Source organism: Jutongia hominis (genome assembly GCF_014384965.1).
Taxonomy (GTDB): Bacteria; Bacillota; Clostridia; order Lachnospirales; family Lachnospiraceae; genus Butyribacter; species Butyribacter hominis.
In genome coordinates this window covers 130,442-154,317 of record NZ_JACRSW010000032.1, presented here as the reverse complement: position 1 = coordinate 154,317, position 23,876 = coordinate 130,442, and the positions used below count along the sequence as shown (strand labels likewise).

Below are 23,876 nucleotides of genomic sequence, written 5' to 3'. Positions count from 1 at the left end.
ATATCTTAACTATTAGAAATTAGCACTCCTTTTTATTGAGTGCTAACAAATAAGAGGGGAGGGAATGATCCTATGGAATTAGACGAGAGAAAGCTTAAGATCTTACAAGCAATCATCCGAACGTACTTAGATACTGGTGAACCGGTTGGCTCTCGTACCATTTCTAAATATACTGACTTAAATCTCAGTTCGGCAACGATTCGTAATGAGATGTCAGATTTAGAGGATATGGGATATATCATCCAGCCTCATACATCTGCCGGGCGGATTCCTTCTGACAAAGGATATCGTCTATATGTAGACACAATGCTTGATGCAAAGACGAATGAAGTCAATAACTTAAAAGAGGAGTTGACGCAGAAAGCAGATAAGATTGATGATGTATTAAAGCAGGTTGCAAAATTTTTAGCAGCGAATACAAATTATGCATCAATGGTTTCAGGACCACGTTATCAATCCAAACGCGTGAAATTCATTCAGATCACTTCAGTTGATGAAGAGCATCTTCTTGCAGTTATTGTTTTAGATAACAATGCTGTAAAGAACCAGATGATCAGGGTGGAAGAATCGGTGGAAGAAGAACAGATCGTTAAATTGAATTTTGTCTTAAATACAACATTAAACGGTTTGGATGTAATGGATATGAATCTTGCCTTGATCCAGAAGCTAAAGGAGCAGGTGGGAAGTCATACCAGAGTAATTGATTCGGTATTGGAAGTGATCGGCAAGACATTAGTTGAAGAAGATGACTTGGAAGTCTATACCAGCGGAGCGACAAATATTTTAAAATATCCCGAATTGGCAGATAAGTCCAAAGCGGCTGATCTTCTTGGAGCATTTGAAGAAAAGAAGATCATTAATAACTGGCTTGGACTTCCGGATAAGCAAAATACCGAAGAGTCTCATGATATTCAGGTTTATATCGGCGATGAGACACAGGTAGAAAGCATGAAAGACTGTTCCATGGTAACTGCCACTTACAAGATACAGGAAGGTGTCTATGGTAAGATCGGTATTGTCGGTCCTAAGAGAATGGATTATGACAAAGTAGTTGGAACATTAAATTCTTTGATGAGTCAGTTAGATGACATTTTCAAAGAGGATAAATAAACAGAGAGGTGATAGAACAGTGGCAGAAGAAAAGCAGTTAGCAAACGAAGAAGAAAAGACAACTACAGAAGCAGCACAGAATACGGATGCAAAGGAAGATACCAAAGAAGCAGCAAAAGAGAAGACAGAAGAGACAGCAGAAAAAAAGATTTTTAGCAAGAAGAAAGATAAAAAAACCGAAAAGTTAGAAGAAAAGCTTGCTGAATATGAAGATCTTCGTGTCAGACAGCTTGCGGAGTTTGAAAATTTCAGAAAACGTTCTGAAAAAGAGAAAGCACAGATGTTTGAGATCGGAGCAAAGACAGTCATTGAAAAGCTGCTTCCGGTCATTGATAATTTTGAAAGAGGCTTAGCAGCCGTTACAGAGGATGAGAAAGAAACTCCTTTTGCACAGGGTGTTGAACTGGTATATAAACAGCTTTTAACATCATTTGATGAGCTCGGTGTCAAGCCGATTGAAGCAGTTGGAAAAGAATTTGATCCAAATCTTCATAACGCAGTGATGATGGTAGATGATGACAGTTTAGAAAGCGGTACGGTAGCCGAAGAAATGCAAAAAGGCTATATGTACAAAGAAAGTGTTGTCAGACATAGTATGGTAAAAGTAGTAAACTGATAACAGCGTAACTACCGGATTTCCGGATGAAATAAAGACAATAATATGAATTTATTATAGGAGGTAATCATTATGAGTAAGATTATTGGTATTGACTTAGGAACAACAAATTCATGCGTAGCTGTAATGGAAGGTGGTAAGCCGGTCGTTGTAGCAAACACAGAAGGAGCAAGAACAACTCCATCTATCGTAGCATTTTCAAAAACAGGTGAAAGATTGATCGGTGAGCCTGCAAAACGTCAGGCTGTAACGAATGCGGATAAGACAATTTCTTCTATTAAAAGACATATGGGTACAGATTATCGTGTAACGATCGATGATAAGAAATACTCACCACAGGAAATTTCAGCAATGATCCTTCAGAAGCTGAAAGCAGATGCAGAAAGCTATCTTGGAGAAAAAGTAACAGAAGCCGTTATCACAGTTCCTGCTTACTTTAACGATGCACAGCGTCAGGCAACGAAGGATGCCGGTAAGATCGCAGGACTGGATGTAAAACGTATCATTAATGAGCCTACAGCAGCAGCTTTGGCATATGGTCTTGATAATGAGAAAGAGCAAAAGATCATGGTTTACGATTTAGGTGGTGGTACATTTGATGTATCTATCATTGAGATCGGTGATGGCGTTATCGAGGTATTAGCAACATCAGGTGATAACAGACTTGGTGGTGATGACTTTGACCAGAAGATCACACAGTATATGATCGATGAGTTTAAGAAAGCAGAAGGTGTTGATCTTTCTACAGATAAGATGGCACTTCAGAGATTAAAAGAAGCAGCAGAAAAAGCAAAGAAAGAATTATCATCTGCTACAACAACAAACATCAATTTACCTTTCATCACAGCAACAGCAGAAGGTCCAAAGCATTTCGATATGAACCTGACTCGTGCAAAATTCGATGAATTGACACATGATCTTGTAGAAAGAACAGCAACACCTGTTTCAAATGCACTCCGTGATGCAGGAATCACAGCCGCTGATTTAGGAAAAGTATTATTAGTCGGTGGTTCTACACGTATCCCTGCTGTACAGGATAAAGTAAAACAGTTGACAGGTCATGAACCAAACAAATCATTAAACCCTGATGAATGTGTAGCAATCGGTGCTTCTGTACAGGGTGGTAAACTTGCCGGTGACGCAGGTGCCGGTGATATCCTTCTTCTTGATGTCACTCCACTTTCTCTTTCTATTGAAACAATGGGTGGTGTTGCTACAAGACTGATTGAAAGAAATACAACGATCCCTACAAAGAAGAGCCAGATCTTCTCTACAGCAGCCGATAACCAGAGTGCCGTTGATATCAATGTATTACAGGGTGAACGTCAGTTTGCTAAAGATAACAAATCACTTGGTCAGTTCCGTTTAGATGGTATCCCACCTGCAAGAAGAGGTGTGCCACAGATCGAAGTTACATTTGATATTGATGCAAACGGTATCGTAAATGTATCAGCAAAAGATCTTGGAACAGGTAAAGAGCAGCATATCACGATCACAGCCGGATCAAATATGTCTGATGATGAGATCGAGAAAGCAGTACAGGAAGCTGCACAGTTTGAAGCAGAAGATAAGAAGAGAAAAGAAGGAATTGATGCACGTAATGAGGCAGACAGCTTAGTATTCCAGACACAGAAAGCTCTTGATGAAGTTGGTGATAAGGTAGATGCTTCTGAAAAAGAAAAAGTACAGGCAGACATCGACAAATTAAAAGAGCTTGTCGAAAAATCAAATCCGGAATCTATGACAGATGCGGAGATTTCAGATATTAATGCAGCAAAAGAAGCATTAATGCAGAGTGCACAGAATGTATTCCAGAAGATGTATGAAGGTGCACAGGCAGCCGGCGGAGCAGCAGGTCCTGACATGGGAGCCGGTGCAGGTCCTGATATGGGAGCAAATACTTCACAGGATAATGCAGATGATGTAGTAGACGGTGATTATCGCGAAGTATAAGATAGGCAGGTAATACATTGGCAATGCAGAAGATGAATATATTCTTCTTGTAATTGTATTACAAATATGAAATGATAAAATAGGCTACTGTCTTTTTGGGCAGTAGCCTATACAGGATAGAAATGGTCATTTGACTAAGACAGGGGAGCAAATTAATGGCAGAGAAAAGAGATTATTACGAGGTTTTAGGTGTTAGTAAAAATGCATCCGATTCCGAATTAAAGTCAGCATACCGTAAGTTGGCAAAAAAATATCATCCTGATATGAATCCGGGTGATAAGGAGGCAGAAGCAAAGTTTAAAGAGGCTTCAGAAGCATATGCAGTATTAAGTGATGCGGAGAAACGCCGCCAGTATGATCAGTTTGGTCATGCAGCCTTTGATGGTGGAGCCGGTGGTGGAGCCGGTGGCTTTGATTTTAGTGGTATGGACATGGGAGATATCTTTGGAGATATCTTTGGAGACTTTTTTGGAGGCGGCAGTCGCCAAAGAAGAGCGAATAATGGTCCGATGAAAGGTCAGAATCTGCGTTATAGTGTTAATATCAGCTTTAAGGAAGCCTGCTTTGGAGTGGATAAAGAATTAAATATTCCATTAAAAGACGAATGTACTTCCTGCCACGGAACAGGTGCAAAAGCAGGTACGACACCACAGACTTGTTCTAAGTGTGGTGGAAAAGGTCAGGTTGTGTTTACGCAGCAGTCTTTGTTTGGCATGGTCAGAAATGTCCAGACCTGTCCGGATTGTCATGGTACCGGTAAGATTATTAAAGAGCGTTGTCTAGATTGTCATGGTACCGGATATATCAGCCGGAAAAAGAAAATTGCTGTCAGCATACCGGCTGGAATTGATAACGGACAATGTGTCAGAATCCGTGATAAAGGAGAGCCGGGTGTCAATGGCGGTCCAAGAGGTGACTTGTTAGTTGAAGTGATTGTACAGAGAGATCCGATTTTTAAGAGACAGGATAGAGATATATATTCTACTGTACCGATTACCTTTACAACGGCTGCGTTAGGTGGAGACATCCATATTAAAACAATTGATGGTGAAGTGATTTATACGGTTAAACCGGGCACACAGACAGATACCCGTGTTCGTCTGCGTGGCAAGGGTGTTCCCTCTCTCCGTAACAAGCAGATCCGGGGCGATCATTATGTAACTTTGGTTGTAGAAGTTCCTGAAAAGATGACTGCAGAGCAGAAAGAAGCATTAAAAGCGTTCCAGACAGTTATGTATGGTGAGGAAAAAGAGTCACAGGAAACAACTGCCCATACGGATCCTAAAGGAAAGAAAAAAGGTTTTAAGAGAAAAAAATAGATCTAAGAAGCCAAAATAAAAATCAGTACGTTTTTTGAACGTACTGATTTTTATTTTTCGTATTGTGAATTTTAAATCGAAAAATACTATGTTGCTTTTCCCGGTGTTTTTTTCATAGTTTACCAGTCTTCTACATCAGCAAAAGCATTCACGGTATTTTCGGGAGCATCCGGACCATTTTCATTTTCATCAGATGCAGTAAAATCTGTTTGATTCGGCAGAGTTTCTGTACTATCGATAACATTGTCCTCAAGCAAAGACTGAATCTGTTCCGGTGTTACACTGTCTTCATCCGGAGCATCTGGAACTTCAGGAATGGAATGCTGTTCTTTTTGCTGTCTAGCCGCAATTTCACGCAGAATCTCTTTGATATGGCTGTCTTTATTATCGATGCAGTAGGCATCTTCTTTTGTAGCATATAAGTAATATTTTATCATACTTTTGCTGTGCAAAGTAAGTTTTTGTGCATTGCAATAATCACTATCCCTTTTATAAGGCAATGCATCATACATTGTAACATGAAAATCAAGTGCTGAATCATATTTGTATGATAGGCCATGCACTGTATAAGGTTGAGTCATGAAAAGTCCTCCTCACGATATTCATTATCTTATAATAGTATATCGTATTTTAGAATGGTATTCAATATATAATTTGTTGAATGCATGGAATTGACAGGCAGTATCGTTTGACTTTTTGAGTGTGTATGCTATAATATGTGACGTATTGTCAAAAATAAGAATAATGTGTTTTTACACATGAAAGTGGAGTGAATATGAGTATAACAAGGTATATGAAGAATTTCTTTCGCTATAAAAATCTCTTATTTGAATTAGTGAAGAAAAATATTAAATTAAAGTATCGCCGTTCCTATTTGGGAATTCTATGGACATTAATAGAACCATTATTAACGATGATGGTATTAACACTGGTATTCGGAACGTTCTTCGGTAATGACGATCCGCAATATCCAGTCTATATTCTGTGTGGACGTTTGCTCTATACGTTCTTCTCATCAGCATCGAAAGCCGGATTAAAGTCGATCAGTGGTAATGCAGCAATGATAAAGAAAGTATATGTACCAAAATATATTTATGTTTTATCATCCGTGATCTCAAACTTTGTAACATTCCTGATCTCTTTGATCGTTTTAGTTGGAGTAGGAGCGGTATTAAAGGTAGAACCGTCTTTCTATATTATTCAGGCAATCGTACCACTTCTGATCCTATTTGTATTTACATTAGGACTTGGTATGATCTTGGCAACGTTGAATGTATTTTTTCGTGATATTGAATATATCTGGACGGTTGCAACGATGTTGGTAATGTATGCATCGGCTATTTTCTATCAGACAGAGAGAATTATCAATACAGGAAACGGATGGGTGTTTAATATTAACCCTGTTTATATGTGTATCTCTAACTTCCGAGATGCTGTCTTATATGCACAGCCAATGAATATGCATTATTGTCTGACATCAGCAGTTGTGGCAGTTATCACATTAATTTTTGGTGCAGTGTTATTTTATAAAGAACAGGATAAATTCATTCTTTATGTATAAAAGGATCGTAAGGGCTTGTCTGGTGCACGGACAGTTCTTATAAAGAAGATCAAACTTCTTTGAATGACAGTTGTGCACAGAAATGAGGATCATCATGAAAAAAAATGTGGCAATTTCCGTACAGGATGTCGGAATCCGCTTTAATCTGAACCACGAAAGAGTGGATAACCTGAAAGAATTTGTGATCAAATTTTTAAGAAAAGATTTGAAATTCAATGAGTTTTGGGCATTAAAGGATATTAATTTTGAAATAAAAAAAGGTGAACGTCTTGGTGTTCTCGGATTAAACGGGTCAGGAAAAAGTACACTTTTAAAAGTTGTATCAGGTGTCCTGAAACCATCGGCCGGTCATATTGAAACATCCGGCGTGATTGCACCGCTGCTTGAACTTGGTGCGGGTTTTAGCCCGGAATACACTGGCAGAGAGAATATTTACTTATATGGCTCTGTTTTGGGATATTCGAAAGAGTTCTTAGATGAGAAATTCGATGAAATTGTGGATTTTTCGGGTCTTGGTGAGTTTATCGAAGTTCCGATCAAGAATTATTCGTCAGGTATGAAAGCGAGACTTGGCTTTTCTGTAGCTACAGTTGTTGAACCGGATATTCTGATCCTTGATGAGGTGTTGTCGGTCGGAGATAAAAAATTCCGTCAGAAGAGTGAAAATAAGGTGATGAGTATGTTTGATAAAGGTGTTACCGTGCTATTTGTATCGCATTCATTAGAACAAGTGAAAAGACTTTGTGACAGAGCGATCATTTTAGACAGTGGACGTCTGGTAGCAGAAGGTCCCGTTGATAAAATAGCACGAGTATATAAAAACATGACAGAGTAATCAGAAAAAACAAAATGGAGGAGACAATGAAACAGCTTATAACAAAGAAAACAAAATGTTTAAATGTTTGTCGTATCTTTTTAGTCATGGCTGTGGCGGTTCTTTTTGGAACAGCTTACAGCAGCAGTCATGCAGATGCCGCATCTGCATATCAGATCAGGATCAATAAGCAGGCAAACTGTGTAACAGTCTACAAGCAGAATAGCAATGGAACCTATAAGCCGGTTAAAGCAATTATCTGTTCTACCGGATATGCAACAAAGCTTGGAACCTATTCATTAGGTCAGAAGATGCGCTGGCACACGTTGATGGGACCATGCTATGGTCAGTATTGTACCAGAATTTACGGTGGTGTATTGTTCCATTCTGTATGGTATACCAGTCAGAATCCGTCAACATTATCGATTTCTTCGTACAATAAGTTAGGTATAACAGCATCACATGGCTGTGTTCGTCTGACTGTTGCAGATGCAAAGTGGATTTATAATAATGTGCCATCTGGTTCAAAAGTGATCATTTACTCAAGTAAAAATCCGGGACCGCTAGGAAAGCCAAAGGCAATCAAACTTCCGGGAGGCATTGCATGGGATCCGACCGATACGGATAATCCATCTAACCCATGGAATAAAAAGAAACCATCAATTACCGGCGTAAAAAACAAAAAATTGAATTATGGTGCATCTTATAAGGTGATGAAAGGTGTAAAAGCAAAAAATACAACAGGTTTTAATGCTAAAAAGCTGTTAAAGGTTACGATCCGTTATAACGGTAATAAGGTGTCAAAAGTCAATACGAAAAAGCCGGGAACCTATCGTGTGACTTATAAATTAGTAGATGAGATTTCACGCAAAGCGGTAAAGAGGATCAGGGTTAAAGTATTAGCAGCGAAAAAGACACCTGTGCTTTCTGTACCAACGGAGATTTATATTACTTCTAAGAAGAGCCTGAATAAGAAGTCATTGCTTTCTTATGCAAGTGCAAAGCAGGCAGGTAAAAAGCTTGCTTCAAAATATATTTCCGTGAAGTGGAAGAAACTGAAAACAAATGTATATCGTGTTACTTATACAGCGCAGAATGCAAGTGATGCAGCAATCGTAAAGACAAAACTGTATATTGATAACAGTGCTCCTGTGATCGAAGGTGTTACAAATGGTTCAGTGATCCGCGTAGCAAAGAATGCAATAATTAATAAGGAATATGCTAAGAGCCTTATTAAGTCTGTGAGGGACAATTATACAAAACTTACGATCAACAGTGTTGTGACAACGATCACAAAGAAGAATAATGAATATGTGATCACATATCAGACTACGGATAAAGCCGGTAATACAACGATCGTCAAAGTGACAGTAATTCCAACAGATTTTGTTACGATCAATGGTTCTGATTCGGTTACTGTAAATAGTTCGGTATTAGGTGTGGATGCCAATGCATCTTCTGAAGTTGTGATCGAAAAAGTAAAGGCATATCTGCTTTCCGGTACTGCATACAATGCAGTAACCTATCAGAATAAAGATATTACATCTTCTATGACAGTAGTTGTTACAAAACAGGCAGAAACAACATATCAGGCAGCATTGACAGCAAAAGACAGCGAAGGTCATTTCGTCACAAAGAATGTTACTGTTAACGTGAACTTGAATAATTAAGTGAAGGCAATGATTCCGTTCATATTGCTTCGTCAGAAACAATATGAAAGAACAAGACACAATATTTTGACATTTATATGGTAGAATGTTAAGCACAAAATGAAAATTAGTGGTATAATGAATCAGGTTATTGAAAATTATGCCACTTCTTTTCTTTTTTGCAGAATAAAAAATGCGACTGCAGCAGTATAGGAATAAAGTAGAATTGATAACAGGTAGAATAAGGACAGAGCGTGGCATTGGTCCTGTGAAGTACAATTAGAGGAATAGGGGAGAATGATGACAAAGAAACAAAAGCAGCAGATGAAAAAGATTCTGCATTATGGAATTTGCTATATCGCAGTTCCCTTCTTACTGGAACTGGTAATTGAATCATTAAGTAGAAAGTCTGTAATGGGAGGAATACTCTACTTTTTTGACAGGCCGGTTTTGTGTCTGTTTAATACGTTGATCATTATGCTGACAGTATCTGTCGCATTATTTTTTAAGAGAGAAGTATTTGTGTACACATTGGTTTCTGCAATCTGGTTGATCTTTGGTGTCGTTAATTTTGTTACACTTCATTTGCGTGTGACACCATTTTCAGCCGTTGATATCACATTATTAGAAAGTGCGATCAGTGTTTCGGGACATTATCTGAATATTAAAAATATCATTATGATCGTTATTGCAATTGTTGTTGTATTTGTCAGTATGAGTATTCTGTACCGCAAAGCACCAAAACATGAGCACCGTACACAAAAAAAGCTGATCCTTTCCGGGATTGCGGTAGCTCTTTTGGCAGGCTGTATTTTTTTTATACGAAGTAAGAGTAATTCTGTACAGGCTTTGGCAACCAATTATACGAACATTTCAGAAGCATATGAAAATTATGGCTTTGTATATTGTTTTACAAACAGTATTATAGATACCGGAATATCCAAACCGGATAATTACAGCAAGGAATCGGTTGATGATGTACTAAATACGTTAAATGTATCGACTTATACTACGGATACCGGCGTAAGACCAAATATCATCTTTATTCAATTAGAGTCTTTTTTTGATGTTGATATGGTAAAGGATTTAGAACTGTCTAAAGATGCTATTCCGAATTTTCATAAGTTGCAAAAGAGTTTTTCAAATGGTTTCTTAACTGTTCCAACAGTAGGTGCAGGAACAGTTAATACGGAATTTGAGATGCTTACCGGAATGAGCCAGAGAGATTTCGGCACATCAGAGTATCCATATAAAACAATTCTTCGCAAGACAGCAGCTGAAAGTATCTGTTATGATCTAAAGCAGCTAGGGTATGCATCACACTGTGTTCATAACAATGAGGGCACATTCTATGGAAGAAATAAGGTTTTTAAAAATCTTGGATTTGATACCTTTGCTTCTATGGAATATATGAATGGCTTGGAAGACAACCCGAATGGATGGAAAAAGGACCGCGTGTTGACCGGTGAGATATTAAAAACATTGGATTCGACGCAGGGACCTGACTTTACACTGGGATTATCGGTACAAAGCCATGGTAAATACAAGGGATTTTCGGTAGAGGATGCAGCCATCCGGGTGAAGAAAGTACCGGAAAGCGGAGATAAAGATTCATATCAATATTATGTCAATCAGCTTAGTGAAGTAGATGAGATGATAGGCAACCTTGTCAATGCATTAGAACAGAGAAATGAAAAGACGATCCTTGTGTTATATGGAGATCATCTGCCAAGTCTGGATATCAAGAAAACGGATTTAAAAGATTCTAATCTCTATCAGACACAATATGTGATCTGGGATAACCTTGGATTAAAAAAGATCAGCAAGAATCTTTCAGCTTACCAAATGTATTCATATGTATTGAACAAATTAGGGATACATGAAGGAAATATTACAAAGTTCCAACAGGCAATGAAAAAGAATACCAAGACATACCATAATGATTTAAAAATGTTAGAATATGATATGCTTTATGGAGAGCAATATGCTTATAATGGAACAAAGCCGTATACAGAGACACCGCTTCAAATGGGAACATATCCGGTTACAGTCACAAATGTTGAAAGAAATGACCGCGGTTATTTAGTGACCGGATCAAACTTTACACCATATGCACATCTTTTATTCAATGGAGATGAGGTTTCAACAGAATGGGTGGATGCAAATCATATACAGATCTTAGAAACCCTGGAGTATGATCAGGATGCAGCCAATGAGCAGGAAACCGCTTCACCGGCACCTACACAGGAAACAACATCGGATGCAGATGCCGATCAGGAAGAGAAGCAAAAAGAAGAGGAAGCCATTCCCAATGCTTTTATTGTACAGATTCAGACAGATGGTGGAACAGTTCTAAGCGATAGTGAACCTTTAAAATGGGAAGATACTTCCCTTGGAAAAGAAACAGCAAAATAAGAATAGGATAAAGAGTTATGTTTTGTCGAACAACAGAACATAACTCTTTTTTTTGCTGCGCTCTTTTGACACCTTTCGCTCCCTATTGACGTTATACTTAATAACGTAACAGTGTGACAGAGAAAGGAAGTGTTAAAAAGAGAGGCAGGTTTGAATGGGAGAATGATTTTTTATGTTGATATGTATTTCATTTTAAACTTCATTTTAAATCTGTTCTTTGCTTTGATGACAGCAATGCTGCGGCAAAAAAGATGGAGATTGCTTCGATTTCTGTCTATGGCACTGCTTATGGCAGCTTTTAGCAGTTTGATCATTGTATGGATCCGAAGCTTTGCTGCTATATTGGAATTATGCCGTTTGATTTTCTTTTGTCCGGCTTTTTTTGGCAGGGGTTCAAAGAGAGATTGGTGCAAAGACACCGGGACACTCTTAGGAATCAGTTTTTTTACAGGCGGAACACTCTTAGGAATCCGAAGCCTGCTTGAACAATTTCGTTTTAAGCAGTTTGGGCATTCTTTTTTCTTTTTGCTGGTTGGTATGATTTCGCTTCTATTTCTTTTTTTATTATTTCGCTTTGAAATCCTAAAACAGGCAAAGCTGCAAAAAAATGTTCTTCATGCGAAGATTGTACACCATGATATGGAAGAAGAGATTCTGGTATTATGTGATACGGGTAATCAGCTGATCAGTCCGTATACCGGAGAAAATGTGCTTATTATTTCGCAAAAACTTGCAGACCGGATCGCACTCACACAAGGGCGGAATCCGATTCTGATACCATATCATTCGATCGGTGCACAGGGTTTTTTAAAGGCATACCGTGTCGACCGTCTGTGTTTAGAGGGAGGAAGTGCAAAAGAACATATTCTTGCCGCAGTCAGCTGTGAACTTTGTACTCGGGATAATATTGATATGATCATCAATGGATTTGAATTATAACATGAATGGGAGGAAGAATATGCTGAAGATATCAATGGCAAACAGATTTCAATTCCGTATCATGACGGAATTTAGCGGACTGTTTGGAATGAGAAGAAAGGGAGAGATTCATTATATTGGAGGTGCGGAAATATTACCGGCGCCATTTACAAGCGAAGAAGAGAAAAAAGTGATCGAAAAGTTAGGCAGCAGCCAGGACCAGGAAGCAAGAAGCCGTTTGATCGAACATAACCTGCGTCTGGTCGTGTACATAGCAAAGAAATTTGACAATACCGGAATTGGTGTGGAAGATCTGATTTCAATCGGAACGATCGGATTGATTAAAGCAATCAATACATTTAATCCAATGAAGAATATCAAGTTAGCAACTTATGCATCACGTTGTATTGAAAATGAGATTTTAATGTATTTACGACGTAATAATAAGATCCGTTATGAAGTATCGATCGATGAACCACTTAATGTTGACTGGGATGGTAATGAACTGCTTTTGTCAGATATTCTTGGAACGGACGAAAATGTAATATCAAAAGATATGGAAGAAGAGGTAGACAAAAAACTGCTTCGAATGGCACTGGAAAAGTTAAATGACAGGGAGCGTGACATTATAGAGCTTCGTTTCGGGATTAATTGTAAGGACGGGAAGGAGCGTACTCAGAAAGAAGTGGCGGATATGATGGGAATTTCACAATCGTATATATCACGATTAGAAAAAAAGATCATGAGGCGGTTAAAAAAAGAAATTCTTAAAATGGAACAGGTATAAATTTTAACAAAAAGTAAATCCTATTTTATATCAGTTTGGCAAAGGAGAAAAGCCTTATGTATAAAGTAGAGATTTGTGGTGTCAATACATCAAAGCTACCGCTTCTTACAGAAGAAGAAAAAAAGACTCTTTTTGACCGGATCCAAAAAGGAGATACGGATGCACGCGAGAAATTTATCAAAGGAAATCTTCGATTAGTATTAAGTATTATACAGCGTTTTTCAAACACCGGCGAAAATATTGATGATCTTTTTCAGATTGGCTGTATCGGTCTGATGAAGTCGATCGATCATTTTGATGTCACAATGAATGTTAAATTCAGCACCTATGCAGTTCCGATGATCATTGGAGAGGTGCGCCGGTATCTGCGTGACAACAATAGTATCCGTGTAAGCCGTTCTGTCCGTGACACGGCATATAAGGCAATTTATGCAAAAGAGGCTATGATGAAGGAAAGTGAAAAAGAGCCAACCATAGAAGAAGTGGCACAAAAGATAGGCATTAAAGCAGAGAATATCGTCTTAGCACTGGATGCGATACAGAATCCGGTTTCATTATATGAACCGGTTTATGGAGATGGTACAGATACTCTTCATATTATGGATCAGATCAGTGATAAGAAGAACAAAGAAGACAGTTGGATAGAAAAGATCTCATTAAAAGCAGCGATTGATCATTTATCTGACAGAGAACATAAGATCATTAAATTACGTTATTTTGAAGGAAAGACACAAATGGAAGTAGCAGAAGAAATCTGTATCTCACAGGCACAGGTCAGCCGACTGGAAAAGAAAGCATTAAGCAGTATGAAACATTATTTAGGATAATCATCATAGAATAGAACAAAGAGTTTTTAAGAGGTGCTTTATGCGGCTGTGTGAATTACGTGAAAAAGAAGTGATCAATATCTGCGATGGAGAAAAACTCGGAAATGTGTGTGATATAGATTTTGATATAAAAACAGGGAGAATCTGCGCACTCGTTATTCCGGGACCATGCAAACTGTTTGGTGTTTTGGGTAGGGAACATGAATATATTATTCCTTATTGTAATGTACAAAGAATCGGTGCAGATGTCATTTTGGTAGAAGCGGATATCGAAAAATGTCTTCATAAGTGCGAATGGAACTAAATGACTTGCTTTTTTGCGGCAGGGTATTTATACTATTATCAAAAAAGAGGATGTTTTTACATCAAAAATGGCTGGAAAGGTGGAAGAAAGATGAAATGTCCATTTTGTGGAGAAGAAGATACCAGGGTGATCGATTCAAGACCTGCTGATGAAGGGAGTTCCATCCGCAGACGCAGACAGTGTGATAAATGCAGGAAACGTTTTACAACCTATGAAAAAGTGGAAGCAATCCCTCTTGTTGTGATTAAAAAAGATATGACAAGAGAGCCTTATGATCGCTCGAAGATTGAACGTGGAGTTTTTCGTTCCTGTCATAAAAGACCGGTTTCTGTCAGTAAAATGAATGCGATGATCGATAAGATCGAAGCAGATATTTTTAATCGCGAAGCCAAGGAGGTAACAAGCAATTATATTGGAGAACTGGTAATGAATCATTTAGAAGAATTGGATGCAGTTGCTTATGTGCGATTTGCATCGATCTACCGCGAATTTAAAGATGTGGATACTTTTATGGAAGAATTAAAAAAGATTTTGGATAAATAGCACCATAATCATATAAGAAAAAACATAGATCCTGTTTGACGGAAGAAACATTTTTAGATAAAAAATTCTATAGTTAGGATAGTACGATAAGTAAGATGTACTATCCTTTTTTCGTTGCGTTTTTTTAGTGACTATGTTACTATCAATAAATAGGGGAGCTTCTTTTTCCGATTAGGTGAAAGGAGTCAATATGTATAGTGAAGCATATTGTATGGCTGTCAAGGGGATTGACGGCTGTATGATTCGGGTAGAAGCAGACGTATCGGATGGGCTGCCTGCCTTTTCTTTAGTCGGTTTTTTGTCTTCGGAGTTAAAAGAAGCAAGAGAAAGGGTTCGGATTGCTATGAAAAATTCCGGATTCCGGTTACCACCGAAGCGCATTACCGTCAATCTTTCTCCGGCAGATATCCGCAAGGATGGAACCGGTTATGATCTTGCCATTGCAGTTTCCGTATTAACTGCGTTCGGCTTTATTCCACAAGATAGTATCAGAAAATATGCATTTATAGGTGAACTGAGCCTGGAAGGAAGGATACAAGGGATCTGTGGTGTTCTTCCGCAGGTTTATACAGCGTATGAAAACGGAATCACACATTGTTTTGTTTCTCAGGACAATGCAGAAGAGGCCGGTGTCGTACAAGATATTCAGATTATTGCTGTCAGTGATTTAGCAGAGTTAGTGTCTGTCTTACAAAATAATACGGTCAGTCAAAAAAAATATAATCCGCACGGACAAGGAGCGGAAGAAACATTTCAGGAACTTGATTTTTCAGATGTCAACGGACAAAAGATGGTAAGAAGAGCTGTTGAAGTTGCTGTTGCCGGGAGACATAATCTTTTGATGATCGGACCGCCTGGATCCGGTAAAACAATGATCGCAAAAAGAGTTCCGGGAATCATGCCGCAAATGGATTTTGAAGAACAGATGGAAATATCCAAAATCTACAGTGTAGCAGGTCTGTTATCGAAAGAACTTCCGTTTGTCAAAAAACGTCCGTTTCGTGATCCGCATCATACGGTCACACAGCCGGCACTGCTTGGCGGAGGCCGTTATCCCAAACCCGGAGAAGTCAGTCTGGCAAGCGGAGGCGTACTTTTTTTGGATGAATTAGCAGAGTTTCACAGACAGACAATAGATGTTCTTCGTCAGCCGTTAGAGGACGGATTTGTGAATGTGACGAGGATTGATGGGACATACCGGTATCCGGCACGATGTCAGTTGATCGCAGCAACGAATCCATGCCCTTGTGGGTATTATCCTAACCGAAAAAAATGCAACTGTACCAGTGTACAGATTAAAAATTATTTAGGAAAGATCAGCCAGCCTATCTTAGAAAGAATGGACATCTGTATAGAGACACTTCCATTGGATTATCAGGATTTTTGTGAAGAAAAGACAATCTGCAATGAAAACTCAGCGCAGATGCAGCAAAGAATTCAAAAAGCACAGACAATTCAATCAGAGAGATATCAAAAAATGTCTGTTTTTCATAATGCTCAGCTGCTTCCATCTATGATCGATACTTATTGTAAAATGGATACGACCGCACAAATCTATGTTGAAGATATTTTTCATAAGATGGAATTTAGTGCCAGAGTATATCATAAGATATTGAAGGTCGCACGTACGATCGCTGATCTGGATGGAAAAGAAATGATTGAGAAGGAACATTTAGTGGAAGCTGTTTTTTACCGGACAGCAGATTTGAAATATTGGGGGAATGAACTGTGACAGATGAGAAAATGTATACGTTCTGGCTATGTAACAAGCAGGGGATCGGCATCAAAAAAATAACAGATCTGCTTTGTTTTTTTAAGGAAGCAGAGTATATTTTTAAAGCTTCAAAAGAAGAACTTATGCAAGTCAGAAGTTTAAAAGAAAAAGACATTGATCTGCTTCTTTCCGGACAGGACGAAGACAGACTGAAAAGAGATTATGAGGAAATGTATAAGAAAGGAATACAATTTGTATATAAAAAAGAAGAACAGTATCCGGATAAACTGCGTTTCCTACAGGATGCACCATATGGTCTTTTTTATAAAGGACACTTGCCGCAAAAAGGAAAAGTAAGTGTAGCGATTGTCGGTTCGAGAAGAGTGTCTCACGAAGGGAGAGCTTTGGCACAGCGATTTGGAAAAGAGCTGGCAGAGCATGGGATCGAAGTAGTCAGCGGGCTGGCTTTAGGTGTTGATATTGCTGCACAGCGCGGGGCAATGGAAGTACCTTGTGGCAAAACATTTTCGGTACTCGGAAATGGTGTAGATATCTGCTATCCGGCACAGCATATAGAAGAATACATGAGAATGCAGCAATATGGTGGAGTGCTGTCCGAGTTTCCTTTAAATGCACCATCCATGCCATATCATTTTCCAATGCGTAACCGTATTATCAGTGGATTGTCGGATGGGATACTGGTCATAGAAGCAAAAAAGGGCAGTGGTTCTTTGATCACAGCAGAGACCGGATTAGAACAGGGAAGAGAAATCTTTGTTGTACCAGGAAGCATTACCAATCCGCAATATGAGGGTGGTAATGAACTGTTAAAAAGCGGAGCCTGTCTTGTAACAAACATCAAAGATATTCTTGATGGGCTGGGACTGTTTTATGATGAGGATGTAGAGAACAGAAAGAAAAAATATGAGGTTATGCTTGAAACGACAGAAAAAATAGTGTATGCTATTTTAAGTTTAGAGCCACTTCATATCTCTCAGATTGCTCAGATGTGCGGTTTAGACATTAATTGTACAATGGAAGCATTACTTTCTTTGCAAACAAAAAAGATGGTTGAGATGGCAGGTGGCAGTTATTATATGATAAAAATGTGATACTGAACGCAGCAAAAGGGAGTTTTTCCTACACTGTAATTTAAAATGGAAAAGGGTTGAAAGGCAGGTAGTACAATGGCAAAGAATCTTGTGATCGTGGAATCACCTTCAAAAGCGACTACGATTAAAAAATTTCTGGGAAGTACATATGAAGTAGTGGCATCGAATGGACATGTTCGTGATCTGCCAAAGAGTCAGCTGGGAATTGATATTGAAAATGATTTTGAACCGAAGTATATTACGATTAGGGGAAAAGGTGAACTTTTAGCAAAACTTCGTCGTGAAGTAAAAAAGGCAGATAAGATTTATCTTGCAACCGACCCTGACCGGGAGGGAGAAGCTATTTCCTGGCATTTAATGCATGCATTAAAGCTGGAGTCAAAAAATACCAGTCGTATCACTTTTAATGAAATAACAAAAAATGCGGTAAAGCAGTCGATCAGGCAGGCAAGAGAGATTGATATGGGTCTTGTGGATGCACAGCAGGCAAGACGTGTATTAGACCGGCTTGTAGGTTATCAGATCAGTCCGGTCCTTTGGGCTAAAGTAAAACGCGGACTAAGTGCTGGTCGTGTACAGTCCGTCGCTCTTCGTATTGTTGCAGACAGAGAAGAGCAGATCAATGCTTTTATTTCAAAAGAATATTGGACACTGACCGGAGAGTTTAGTGTAGAAGGAGATAAAAAACCTTTTACAGCGGATTTTTATGGTACAAAAGATAAGAAAATGACGATCGGGTCAGAAGAAGAGATGGACGCGATCATCAAAGAAATGAAAAAAGCAAAGTTTTCTGTATCAGATGTAAAAGAGACAGAGCGTACCAAGAAAAGTCCGTTGCCGTTTACTACGAGTACATTGCAGCAGGAAGCAGCGAAGAGTTTGAACTTTTCGACACAAAAAACAATGCGTTTAGCACAGGGATTATATGAGGGTGTTGCAGTCAAAGGAAGAGGAACAGTAGGTCTGATCACATATCTTCGTACTGATTCTACACGAATTTCAGAGGATGCCAAGAAAATGGCATATGATTATATTGAAGAAAACTATGGTGCAGACTATCAGGGTACAGCACAAAAGAAAGAAACGTCAGGTAAAAAGATACAGGATGCTCATGAAGCAATCCGACCGACTTATGTTGACCTGACGCCTGCAGCAGTCAAGGACTCTTTGTCAAGAGATCATTTCAGACTGTATCAGTTGATATGGAAACGTTTTTTAGCGAGTCGTATGGCTCCTGCTAAGCTTGCAACGACAACGGTAAAGATTGATTCAGACAAATATCGCTTCACCAGTGCAGCATCTAAGGTTGTATTTAACGGGTATCTTGCGATTTATCAGACAGATGAAGATAAGATTGATAAAAAGAAGATTTCGAAAAAGATTACGGTCGGTACACAGATGAATGCAGAACAATTTGATAAAAAACAGCATTTTACACAGCCACCGGCTCATTTTACGGAAGCTTCGCTTGTTAAAACGCTTGAAGAGCTTGGAATCGGCCGGCCAAGTACCTATGCACCGACAATTTCAACGATCATTAATCGTCACTATGTTGCAAAAGAACAGAAGAATCTGTATATCACAGAGCTTGGTGAAGTAGTTAATTCCATTATGAAAAAGTCCTTTGCAAGTATTGTGGATGTGAATTTTACAGCCTATATGGAAGGCTTGTTAGATCGCGTGGAAGATGGTTCTGTAAAGTGGAAGACAGTAGTGGAAAACTTCTATCCGGATCTTCATGAAGCGGTGGAGGTTGCACAAAAAGAATTAGAGGAAGTTAAAATCGAAGATGAAGTCACAGATGTGATTTGCGAAGAATGTGGCAGAAACATGGTCATTAAGTATGGACCACATGGCAAGTTTCTTGCCTGCCCGGGATTTCCTGAATGTCGTAACACTAAACCATATCTCGAAAAAATTGGTGTGGCTTGTCCGAAGTGCGGAGAAGATATCGTGATCCGCAAGACAAAGAAGGGCAGACGTTATTTTGGATGTATCAGTTATCCGGATTGTGATTTTATGTCTTGGCAAAAGCCGGTAGCAAAACGCTGTCCACAGTGTAACGGACCAATGGTAGAAAAAGGAAACAAGATTGTTTGTATGGATGAACAATGCGGTTATGTTCAAAAGGCAGATAAGAAGTAAGAAAAACGGGGAAATAACGAATAAATGCTTAAGAGATTAGGAAGACAGTCTGTTATTGCCGGACATGTGATTTGAAAATCTTAGTTTTGTGTACAAAAAGAAGAAGCAGGTGTGAAAATGAGTTTAGATTTATTAGATAAGACACGACGTATCAACCAGCTCTTGAATGAGAGAGAGTCAGAAAAAATTGATTTTACGACTTTTTGCAGGGTGTTATCACAGACTCTTTTAGTGAATGTTGTGTTGGTAAGCCGCAAAGGCAAGGTTCTTGGATTAAAAGAGAAGAGTGATATTCCATGTATTCCACAATTAGAAAAATTAAATTATGGTGATTATATGGAAGAAACGATTCAGAATCGTTTTATGAATATTTTATCAACAAAGGAAAACGTAAATTTACTTACGCTGGGGTTTGAGTTCAAAGATGTCTTAAATTATCAGGCAATGATCGCACCGATCAGCATGGCAGGAAGCCGACTGGGCACACTTTTTGTCTATCGTTGTAAAGATCCGTTTTCGATTGATGATATTATTCTGACAGAATACAGTACGACAGTGATCGGTCTTGCAATGCAGCGGGCAGAATCAGAAGAGTTATCGGAAGAAACACATAAAACACAGGATGTCATGGCAGCAATGCATACGTTGTCAAAACTGGAAGTAAAAGCAGTATTATCGGTATTAAACGAACTTGATGGAAAGAAAGAAGGTATTCTTGTGACAAGCCGGCTGGCAGATAAAGTCGGGATTACACGATCTGTTATTGTCAATGCATTAAAAAAATGTGAAAGTGCCGGGATCATACATACAAAATCATCAGGTATGAAAGGAACAACTGTGCAGATCGTAAATGATCTGCTGCGTTATGAACTGATAGCACAATACCAGGAAACAGAAGGGGAAGTAAGATAAAAACAGGACGTTAAAGCGGATAAAACCGTTATAACGTCCTGCTTTTATCTTATAAATTTCTTCTTCTAAATATCTTTGCAAGGAAAAGAAACTTCTGATATCATATTTTTTATAAACAACAGAAAAAAGATATATTTTTCGTTTTTTTTTATCTTTTTACTTGTATTTTGTCGAGATATCTCTATAATTATATATGTATGATTAGGTAACTAGCATACTTTTATAAGATTAGATAATGAAAGGAGATATTCAATGGTATCATCAGGAGCTTTTAATTATGTGAATGTTCTCGATAAAGCGTTAGATGCGAGCTGGACAAGAAACTCCGTTATTGCAAATAATATTGCGAATGTAGACACACCGGGGTTTAAGAGACAGGATGTGAAATTTGAGGAATATCTTTTGAATGAAGTCGGATATACAGATGATTTGGATAGTGAAGTAGCTAGAGCAGATTTGGATAATCTGTCAGCCATGACTTATACAGATTATGGTAATGTCAGCTACCGGCTTGATGGCAATAATGTAGATATTGACACAGAAAATGCAGAATTGGCAAAGAATCAGATTAAATATTATACGATGCTTGATTCTACATCGCAGGAATTTTCAAGACTTAAGACAGTTACAAGGAGTAGCAGCTGATCAAATTAAATAAAGCTTATATTAAGAAGAAAAGACAGGAGGAAGAAATCGTATGGGAGTATTTTCCGGTATGAATATCAGTGCGTCAGGTATGACGGCACAGAGAACAAGATTAGATATTATTTCTGAGAATATCGCAAATGTTAATACGACGCGTGATGCCAATGGAAATGTTTATAATAGAAAATCCGTTATTTTTCAGGAAAAAGATTATCCGTCATTTAATGAGACTTTACTTGGAACAACAGGTTCAGTAGGAAAAGGCGTTAAAGTAGCACAGATCATTGAAGATACAGAGACAGAGGGAAGAATGGTATATGATCCATCAAATCCTGATGCGAATGAAGATGGCTATGTTACATATCCTAATGTCAATACAGTAACAGAAATGACAGATATGATTGATGCAAGCCGCTCGTATGAGGCAAATGTTACAGCGTTTAATGCATCAAAGAATATGCAGTTAAAGGCATTAGAACTTGGAAAAAATTAAAATGATTTAAAATAAAAAGGCGTGGAGGGAAAAATGGATATTTCAGCATTGATGGGAACAAGTTTAGATTCCGTAGTACAGACACCAACGATGTCATCAAAACTTACAACGGATTCTGATTCTTTATTGATCAGAGATAATGATGGACAGAGTGTATTTGGTACTGTATTGGATTCTGCTGTGAATCTGATAAATGAGACAAATGCATATAGCAATGCGGCAGAAGAAGAAGAAATTAAATATGCTCTGGGCGAGACAGATAACATTCATGATCTTCAGATCGCACAGCAGAAAGCAAATGTTTCATTACAATATACAGTAGCTGTCAGAGATGCATTTGTGACAGGCTATAAGGAACTGATGAATTTACAGTTCTAAAAAACAAACAGCAGGAGATTAGATTATGCAAGAAAGAATAAAAGAAATTCCTACCAGGATTATGGAGTTCTGGAAAAAATATTCCAGTAAGCAAAAGACAATCATTATTGCGGTAATTTGTGCTGTATTGGTTGCTATTGCCGTGGTAGCATATTTAGTATCCAGACCGACATGGACGAAGTTTCAGGAATTTAGTAAATTAGATGATGCCAATAAGATGGCAAGTGCATTAGATGATGCGGGGATTGACCATTATTCATCAAAGGATGGTCTGACAATCTATGTACATGATGATGATATGACGAATGCACTCTATACCATGAGTGATCAGGGACTTACCGATACCGGTTATACATGGGATAAAGCTTTTGACAATTCTATGTCAACGACAGAAGACGAAAAGAGCCAGAAGCGTGTGCTGGCTCTTCAGTCTGAGATTCAGAAAAGTCTTATTGATTATTCCTTTATTGATGATGCAGATGTTTTTATTGATGTACCGGATTCTACATATAGTGTATTAGATGAAAAAGATGATACATCCATTACAGCAAAAATCACAGTAAGTGATGCACATAAAAAAGATCTGACAGAAGATACGTCTGCAGCATTAGCAAGCTGGCTTGCCAATGCGGTAGGAACGACGGTAGAACATGTTATTATCAATGATTCGGATGGAAACTGCCTTTATAACGGATCGACGGCAGACTCCCTTGGAGGCAGTATTACCGGTGGAACATCGGAGTATGTAGAAAAACTTAGAAATACGATCGCATCAAATGTCACGGATCTGTTAGTGAAGAGCGGATATGATGATATTCAGGTCGGAACACAGGGTGTTAAGTTCAATATGAACAAGGTCGAGACGTTAAGTAAGACTTATTCTGTTGCCGATGGTCGTGAGTATGGTTATCCGACAAACTTGTATACATATGAGGGAAGTGGCGGTAACTCAGCAAGTGGAGAGCCGGGAACGGCATCTAACAGCGACGATACCGATACAATGATGCAGGAAAGTTCAGGATCTTCTTCAAGCACCAAGATAGAGAAGTTAGAAGATCTTTTAACAAATGAAACGATTGAAAATATCAAGCAGGAAACACCAGCCATTCAATATGATGATTCTTCTTTAGGAATTGTTGCATTGCAATACAAAGTTGTTAAAGAAGAAGATTTAGAGGCTGATGGTTCGTTAGACAATATGACATTTGATCAGTATGTTGCAGCAAACAGTGATCGGACTGCTATTACATTGTCGGATGATGAGATTAATCTGATTGCACAGGCGACCGGTGTGAACGCTGCCAATATTTCTGTGATGGCATATTCTGTACCGAAGTTTGTAGCAAAGACGAGCACTTCGCGAGGAATATCGGATTATCTAATGATCATTCTTGCTGTTTTGATCATTGCATTATTGATCTTTGTAGTTGTTCGTGGTACAGCACCGGTCAAAGTATCCGAAGAGGAACCGGAGCTTTCAGTGGAGCAGCTTTTGGCTACAACAAAAGAAAATCAGTCTTTGGATGATATTGAATTTAGTGATAAATCCGAGACACGCAAGTTGATCGAGAAGTTTGTAGATGAGAATCCGGAAGCAGTTGCTCAATTGCTTCGTAACTGGTTAAATGATGAATGGGATGTATAAACTCATCAGAAAGAAT

At 38.5% G+C, this 23,876-nt stretch carries 22 protein-coding genes; 21 read left to right on the top strand and 1 reads right to left on the bottom strand.

Going from position 1 to position 23,876, the window contains the following annotated elements; genetic code table 11:
- The first annotated feature begins 72 nt into the window (after positions 1 to 72).
- The 4 genes from hrcA to dnaJ all read left to right on the top strand — a co-directional run bounded on the left by hrcA (position 73) and on the right by dnaJ (position 4,998).
- Entirely contained in the window at positions 73 to 1,110 is a 1,038-nt protein-coding gene (hrcA, locus tag H8700_RS09620) for a heat-inducible transcriptional repressor HrcA (protein ID WP_022141898.1), read from the top strand.
- A gap of 19 nt (positions 1,111 to 1,129) precedes the next feature.
- Positions 1,130 to 1,726: a nucleotide exchange factor GrpE gene (gene grpE, locus H8700_RS09615; protein ID WP_249305394.1), complete on the top strand. Its 597-nt coding sequence runs from the start codon at positions 1,130 to 1,132 to the stop codon at positions 1,724 to 1,726.
- Between the two features lie 72 nt (positions 1,727 to 1,798).
- Positions 1,799 to 3,679, top strand: a complete 1,881-nt coding sequence (dnaK, locus tag H8700_RS09610; RefSeq protein ID WP_249305392.1) for a molecular chaperone DnaK — start codon at positions 1,799 to 1,801, stop codon at positions 3,677 to 3,679.
- Positions 3,680 to 3,834: 155 nt separating this feature from the next.
- The gene (dnaJ, locus tag H8700_RS09605; RefSeq protein WP_249305390.1) at positions 3,835 to 4,998 is read left to right on the top strand and encodes a molecular chaperone DnaJ; all 1,164 of its coding nucleotides are present in this window, start codon (positions 3,835 to 3,837) and stop codon (positions 4,996 to 4,998) included.
- A 119-nt stretch (positions 4,999 to 5,117) separates the two neighbouring features.
- Here the strand turns inward: dnaJ and H8700_RS09600 are convergent, their stop codons facing one another.
- The gene (locus H8700_RS09600; RefSeq protein ID WP_249305387.1) at positions 5,118 to 5,579 is read right to left on the bottom strand and encodes a hypothetical protein; all 462 of its coding nucleotides are present in this window, start codon (positions 5,577 to 5,579) and stop codon (positions 5,118 to 5,120) included.
- A gap of 194 nt (positions 5,580 to 5,773) precedes the next feature.
- Between H8700_RS09600 and H8700_RS09595 the strand changes: the two genes are divergently transcribed.
- From H8700_RS09595 to H8700_RS09515, 17 genes are all read left to right on the top strand, one after another.
- Entirely contained in the window at positions 5,774 to 6,559 is a 786-nt protein-coding gene (locus H8700_RS09595) for an ABC transporter permease (RefSeq protein WP_249305385.1), read from the top strand.
- Between the two features lie 94 nt (positions 6,560 to 6,653).
- The gene (locus H8700_RS09590) at positions 6,654 to 7,394 is read left to right on the top strand and encodes an ABC transporter ATP-binding protein (protein ID WP_022141904.1); all 741 of its coding nucleotides are present in this window, start codon (positions 6,654 to 6,656) and stop codon (positions 7,392 to 7,394) included.
- 26 nt (positions 7,395 to 7,420) lie between these two features.
- A complete protein-coding gene (locus H8700_RS09585) occupies positions 7,421 to 9,043 on the top strand; it encodes a L,D-transpeptidase (protein ID WP_249305382.1) in 1,623 nt (540 codons plus the stop codon).
- Positions 9,044 to 9,319: 276 nt separating this feature from the next.
- Complete coding sequence (locus tag H8700_RS09580; RefSeq protein ID WP_249305381.1) at positions 9,320 to 11,437, top strand: LTA synthase family protein; 2,118 nt, start codon at positions 9,320 to 9,322, stop codon at positions 11,435 to 11,437.
- Positions 11,438 to 11,587: 150 nt separating this feature from the next.
- A complete protein-coding gene (locus tag H8700_RS09575) occupies positions 11,588 to 12,376 on the top strand; it encodes a sigma-E processing peptidase SpoIIGA (RefSeq protein WP_249305379.1) in 789 nt (262 codons plus the stop codon).
- Between the two features lie 61 nt (positions 12,377 to 12,437).
- A complete protein-coding gene (gene sigE, locus H8700_RS09570; RefSeq protein WP_330606355.1) occupies positions 12,438 to 13,142 on the top strand; it encodes an RNA polymerase sporulation sigma factor SigE in 705 nt (234 codons plus the stop codon).
- Between the two features lie 56 nt (positions 13,143 to 13,198).
- Positions 13,199 to 13,969, top strand: coding sequence for an RNA polymerase sporulation sigma factor SigG (gene sigG / locus H8700_RS09565; protein WP_249305375.1), 771 nt, complete (start codon positions 13,199 to 13,201; stop codon positions 13,967 to 13,969).
- Between the two features lie 40 nt (positions 13,970 to 14,009).
- A complete protein-coding gene (locus H8700_RS09560; protein WP_022141910.1) occupies positions 14,010 to 14,273 on the top strand; it encodes a PRC-barrel domain-containing protein in 264 nt (87 codons plus the stop codon).
- Positions 14,274 to 14,363: 90 nt separating this feature from the next.
- Positions 14,364 to 14,816, top strand: coding sequence for a transcriptional regulator NrdR (gene nrdR / locus H8700_RS09555; protein WP_022141911.1), 453 nt, complete (start codon positions 14,364 to 14,366; stop codon positions 14,814 to 14,816).
- A gap of 190 nt (positions 14,817 to 15,006) precedes the next feature.
- On the top strand, positions 15,007 to 16,548 hold the full coding sequence (locus H8700_RS09550; RefSeq protein ID WP_249305373.1) for a YifB family Mg chelatase-like AAA ATPase: 1,542 nt from the start codon (positions 15,007 to 15,009) through the stop codon (positions 16,546 to 16,548).
- Complete coding sequence (gene dprA, locus H8700_RS09545) at positions 16,545 to 17,642, top strand: DNA-processing protein DprA (RefSeq protein WP_022141913.1); 1,098 nt, start codon at positions 16,545 to 16,547, stop codon at positions 17,640 to 17,642. The genes H8700_RS09550 and dprA overlap by 4 nt, the downstream gene beginning before the upstream one ends.
- A 75-nt stretch (positions 17,643 to 17,717) precedes the next feature.
- Entirely contained in the window at positions 17,718 to 19,787 is a 2,070-nt protein-coding gene (topA, locus tag H8700_RS09540; RefSeq protein ID WP_249305371.1) for a type I DNA topoisomerase, read from the top strand.
- A gap of 117 nt (positions 19,788 to 19,904) precedes the next feature.
- Positions 19,905 to 20,699 carry a GTP-sensing pleiotropic transcriptional regulator CodY gene (codY, locus tag H8700_RS09535; RefSeq protein ID WP_022141915.1) on the top strand — a complete coding sequence of 265 codons (795 nt, stop codon included), beginning with the start codon at positions 19,905 to 19,907 and terminating at the stop codon, positions 20,697 to 20,699.
- 252 nt (positions 20,700 to 20,951) lie between these two features.
- Positions 20,952 to 21,344: a flagellar basal body rod protein FlgB gene (gene flgB / locus H8700_RS09530; RefSeq protein WP_249305369.1), complete on the top strand. Its 393-nt coding sequence runs from the start codon at positions 20,952 to 20,954 to the stop codon at positions 21,342 to 21,344.
- A 52-nt stretch (positions 21,345 to 21,396) separates the two neighbouring features.
- Entirely contained in the window at positions 21,397 to 21,837 is a 441-nt protein-coding gene (flgC, locus tag H8700_RS09525) for a flagellar basal body rod protein FlgC (protein WP_022141917.1), read from the top strand.
- A gap of 33 nt (positions 21,838 to 21,870) precedes the next feature.
- A complete protein-coding gene (fliE, locus tag H8700_RS09520) occupies positions 21,871 to 22,215 on the top strand; it encodes a flagellar hook-basal body complex protein FliE (protein ID WP_022141918.1) in 345 nt (114 codons plus the stop codon).
- Positions 22,216 to 22,240: 25 nt separating this feature from the next.
- Positions 22,241 to 23,860 carry a hypothetical protein gene (locus tag H8700_RS09515; RefSeq protein WP_249305367.1) on the top strand — a complete coding sequence of 540 codons (1,620 nt, stop codon included), beginning with the start codon at positions 22,241 to 22,243 and terminating at the stop codon, positions 23,858 to 23,860.
- The last annotated feature ends 16 nt before the right edge of the window (positions 23,861 to 23,876 follow it).

Bases quoted from the DNA above. Each gene is read 5' to 3' on its own strand.
- sigG (WP_249305375.1), top strand. From the start codon at position 13,199: ATGTATAAAGTAGAGATTTGTGGTGTCAATACATCAAAGCTACCGCTT.
- H8700_RS09580 (WP_249305381.1), top strand. From the start codon at position 9,320: ATGATGACAAAGAAACAAAAGCAGCAGATGAAAAAGATTCTGCATTAT.
- hrcA (WP_022141898.1), top strand. From the start codon at position 73: ATGGAATTAGACGAGAGAAAGCTTAAGATCTTACAAGCAATCATCCGA.
- H8700_RS09600 (WP_249305387.1), bottom strand. From the start codon at position 5,579: ATGACTCAACCTTATACAGTGCATGGCCTATCATACAAATATGATTCA.
- codY (WP_022141915.1), top strand. From the start codon at position 19,905: ATGAGTTTAGATTTATTAGATAAGACACGACGTATCAACCAGCTCTTG.
- dnaJ (WP_249305390.1), top strand. From the start codon at position 3,835: ATGGCAGAGAAAAGAGATTATTACGAGGTTTTAGGTGTTAGTAAAAAT.
- H8700_RS09590 (WP_022141904.1), top strand. From the start codon at position 6,654: ATGAAAAAAAATGTGGCAATTTCCGTACAGGATGTCGGAATCCGCTTT.
- H8700_RS09595 (WP_249305385.1), top strand. From the start codon at position 5,774: ATGAGTATAACAAGGTATATGAAGAATTTCTTTCGCTATAAAAATCTC.
- H8700_RS09550 (WP_249305373.1), top strand. From the start codon at position 15,007: ATGTATAGTGAAGCATATTGTATGGCTGTCAAGGGGATTGACGGCTGT.
- flgC (WP_022141917.1), top strand. From the start codon at position 21,397: ATGGGAGTATTTTCCGGTATGAATATCAGTGCGTCAGGTATGACGGCA.
- H8700_RS09585 (WP_249305382.1), top strand. From the start codon at position 7,421: ATGAAACAGCTTATAACAAAGAAAACAAAATGTTTAAATGTTTGTCGT.
- flgB (WP_249305369.1), top strand. From the start codon at position 20,952: ATGGTATCATCAGGAGCTTTTAATTATGTGAATGTTCTCGATAAAGCG.
- topA (WP_249305371.1), top strand. From the start codon at position 17,718: ATGGCAAAGAATCTTGTGATCGTGGAATCACCTTCAAAAGCGACTACG.
- fliE (WP_022141918.1), top strand. From the start codon at position 21,871: ATGGATATTTCAGCATTGATGGGAACAAGTTTAGATTCCGTAGTACAG.
- H8700_RS09560 (WP_022141910.1), top strand. From the start codon at position 14,010: ATGCGGCTGTGTGAATTACGTGAAAAAGAAGTGATCAATATCTGCGAT.
- H8700_RS09515 (WP_249305367.1), top strand. From the start codon at position 22,241: ATGCAAGAAAGAATAAAAGAAATTCCTACCAGGATTATGGAGTTCTGG.
- dnaK (WP_249305392.1), top strand. From the start codon at position 1,799: ATGAGTAAGATTATTGGTATTGACTTAGGAACAACAAATTCATGCGTA.
- sigE (WP_330606355.1), top strand. From the start codon at position 12,438: ATGACGGAATTTAGCGGACTGTTTGGAATGAGAAGAAAGGGAGAGATT.
- nrdR (WP_022141911.1), top strand. From the start codon at position 14,364: ATGAAATGTCCATTTTGTGGAGAAGAAGATACCAGGGTGATCGATTCA.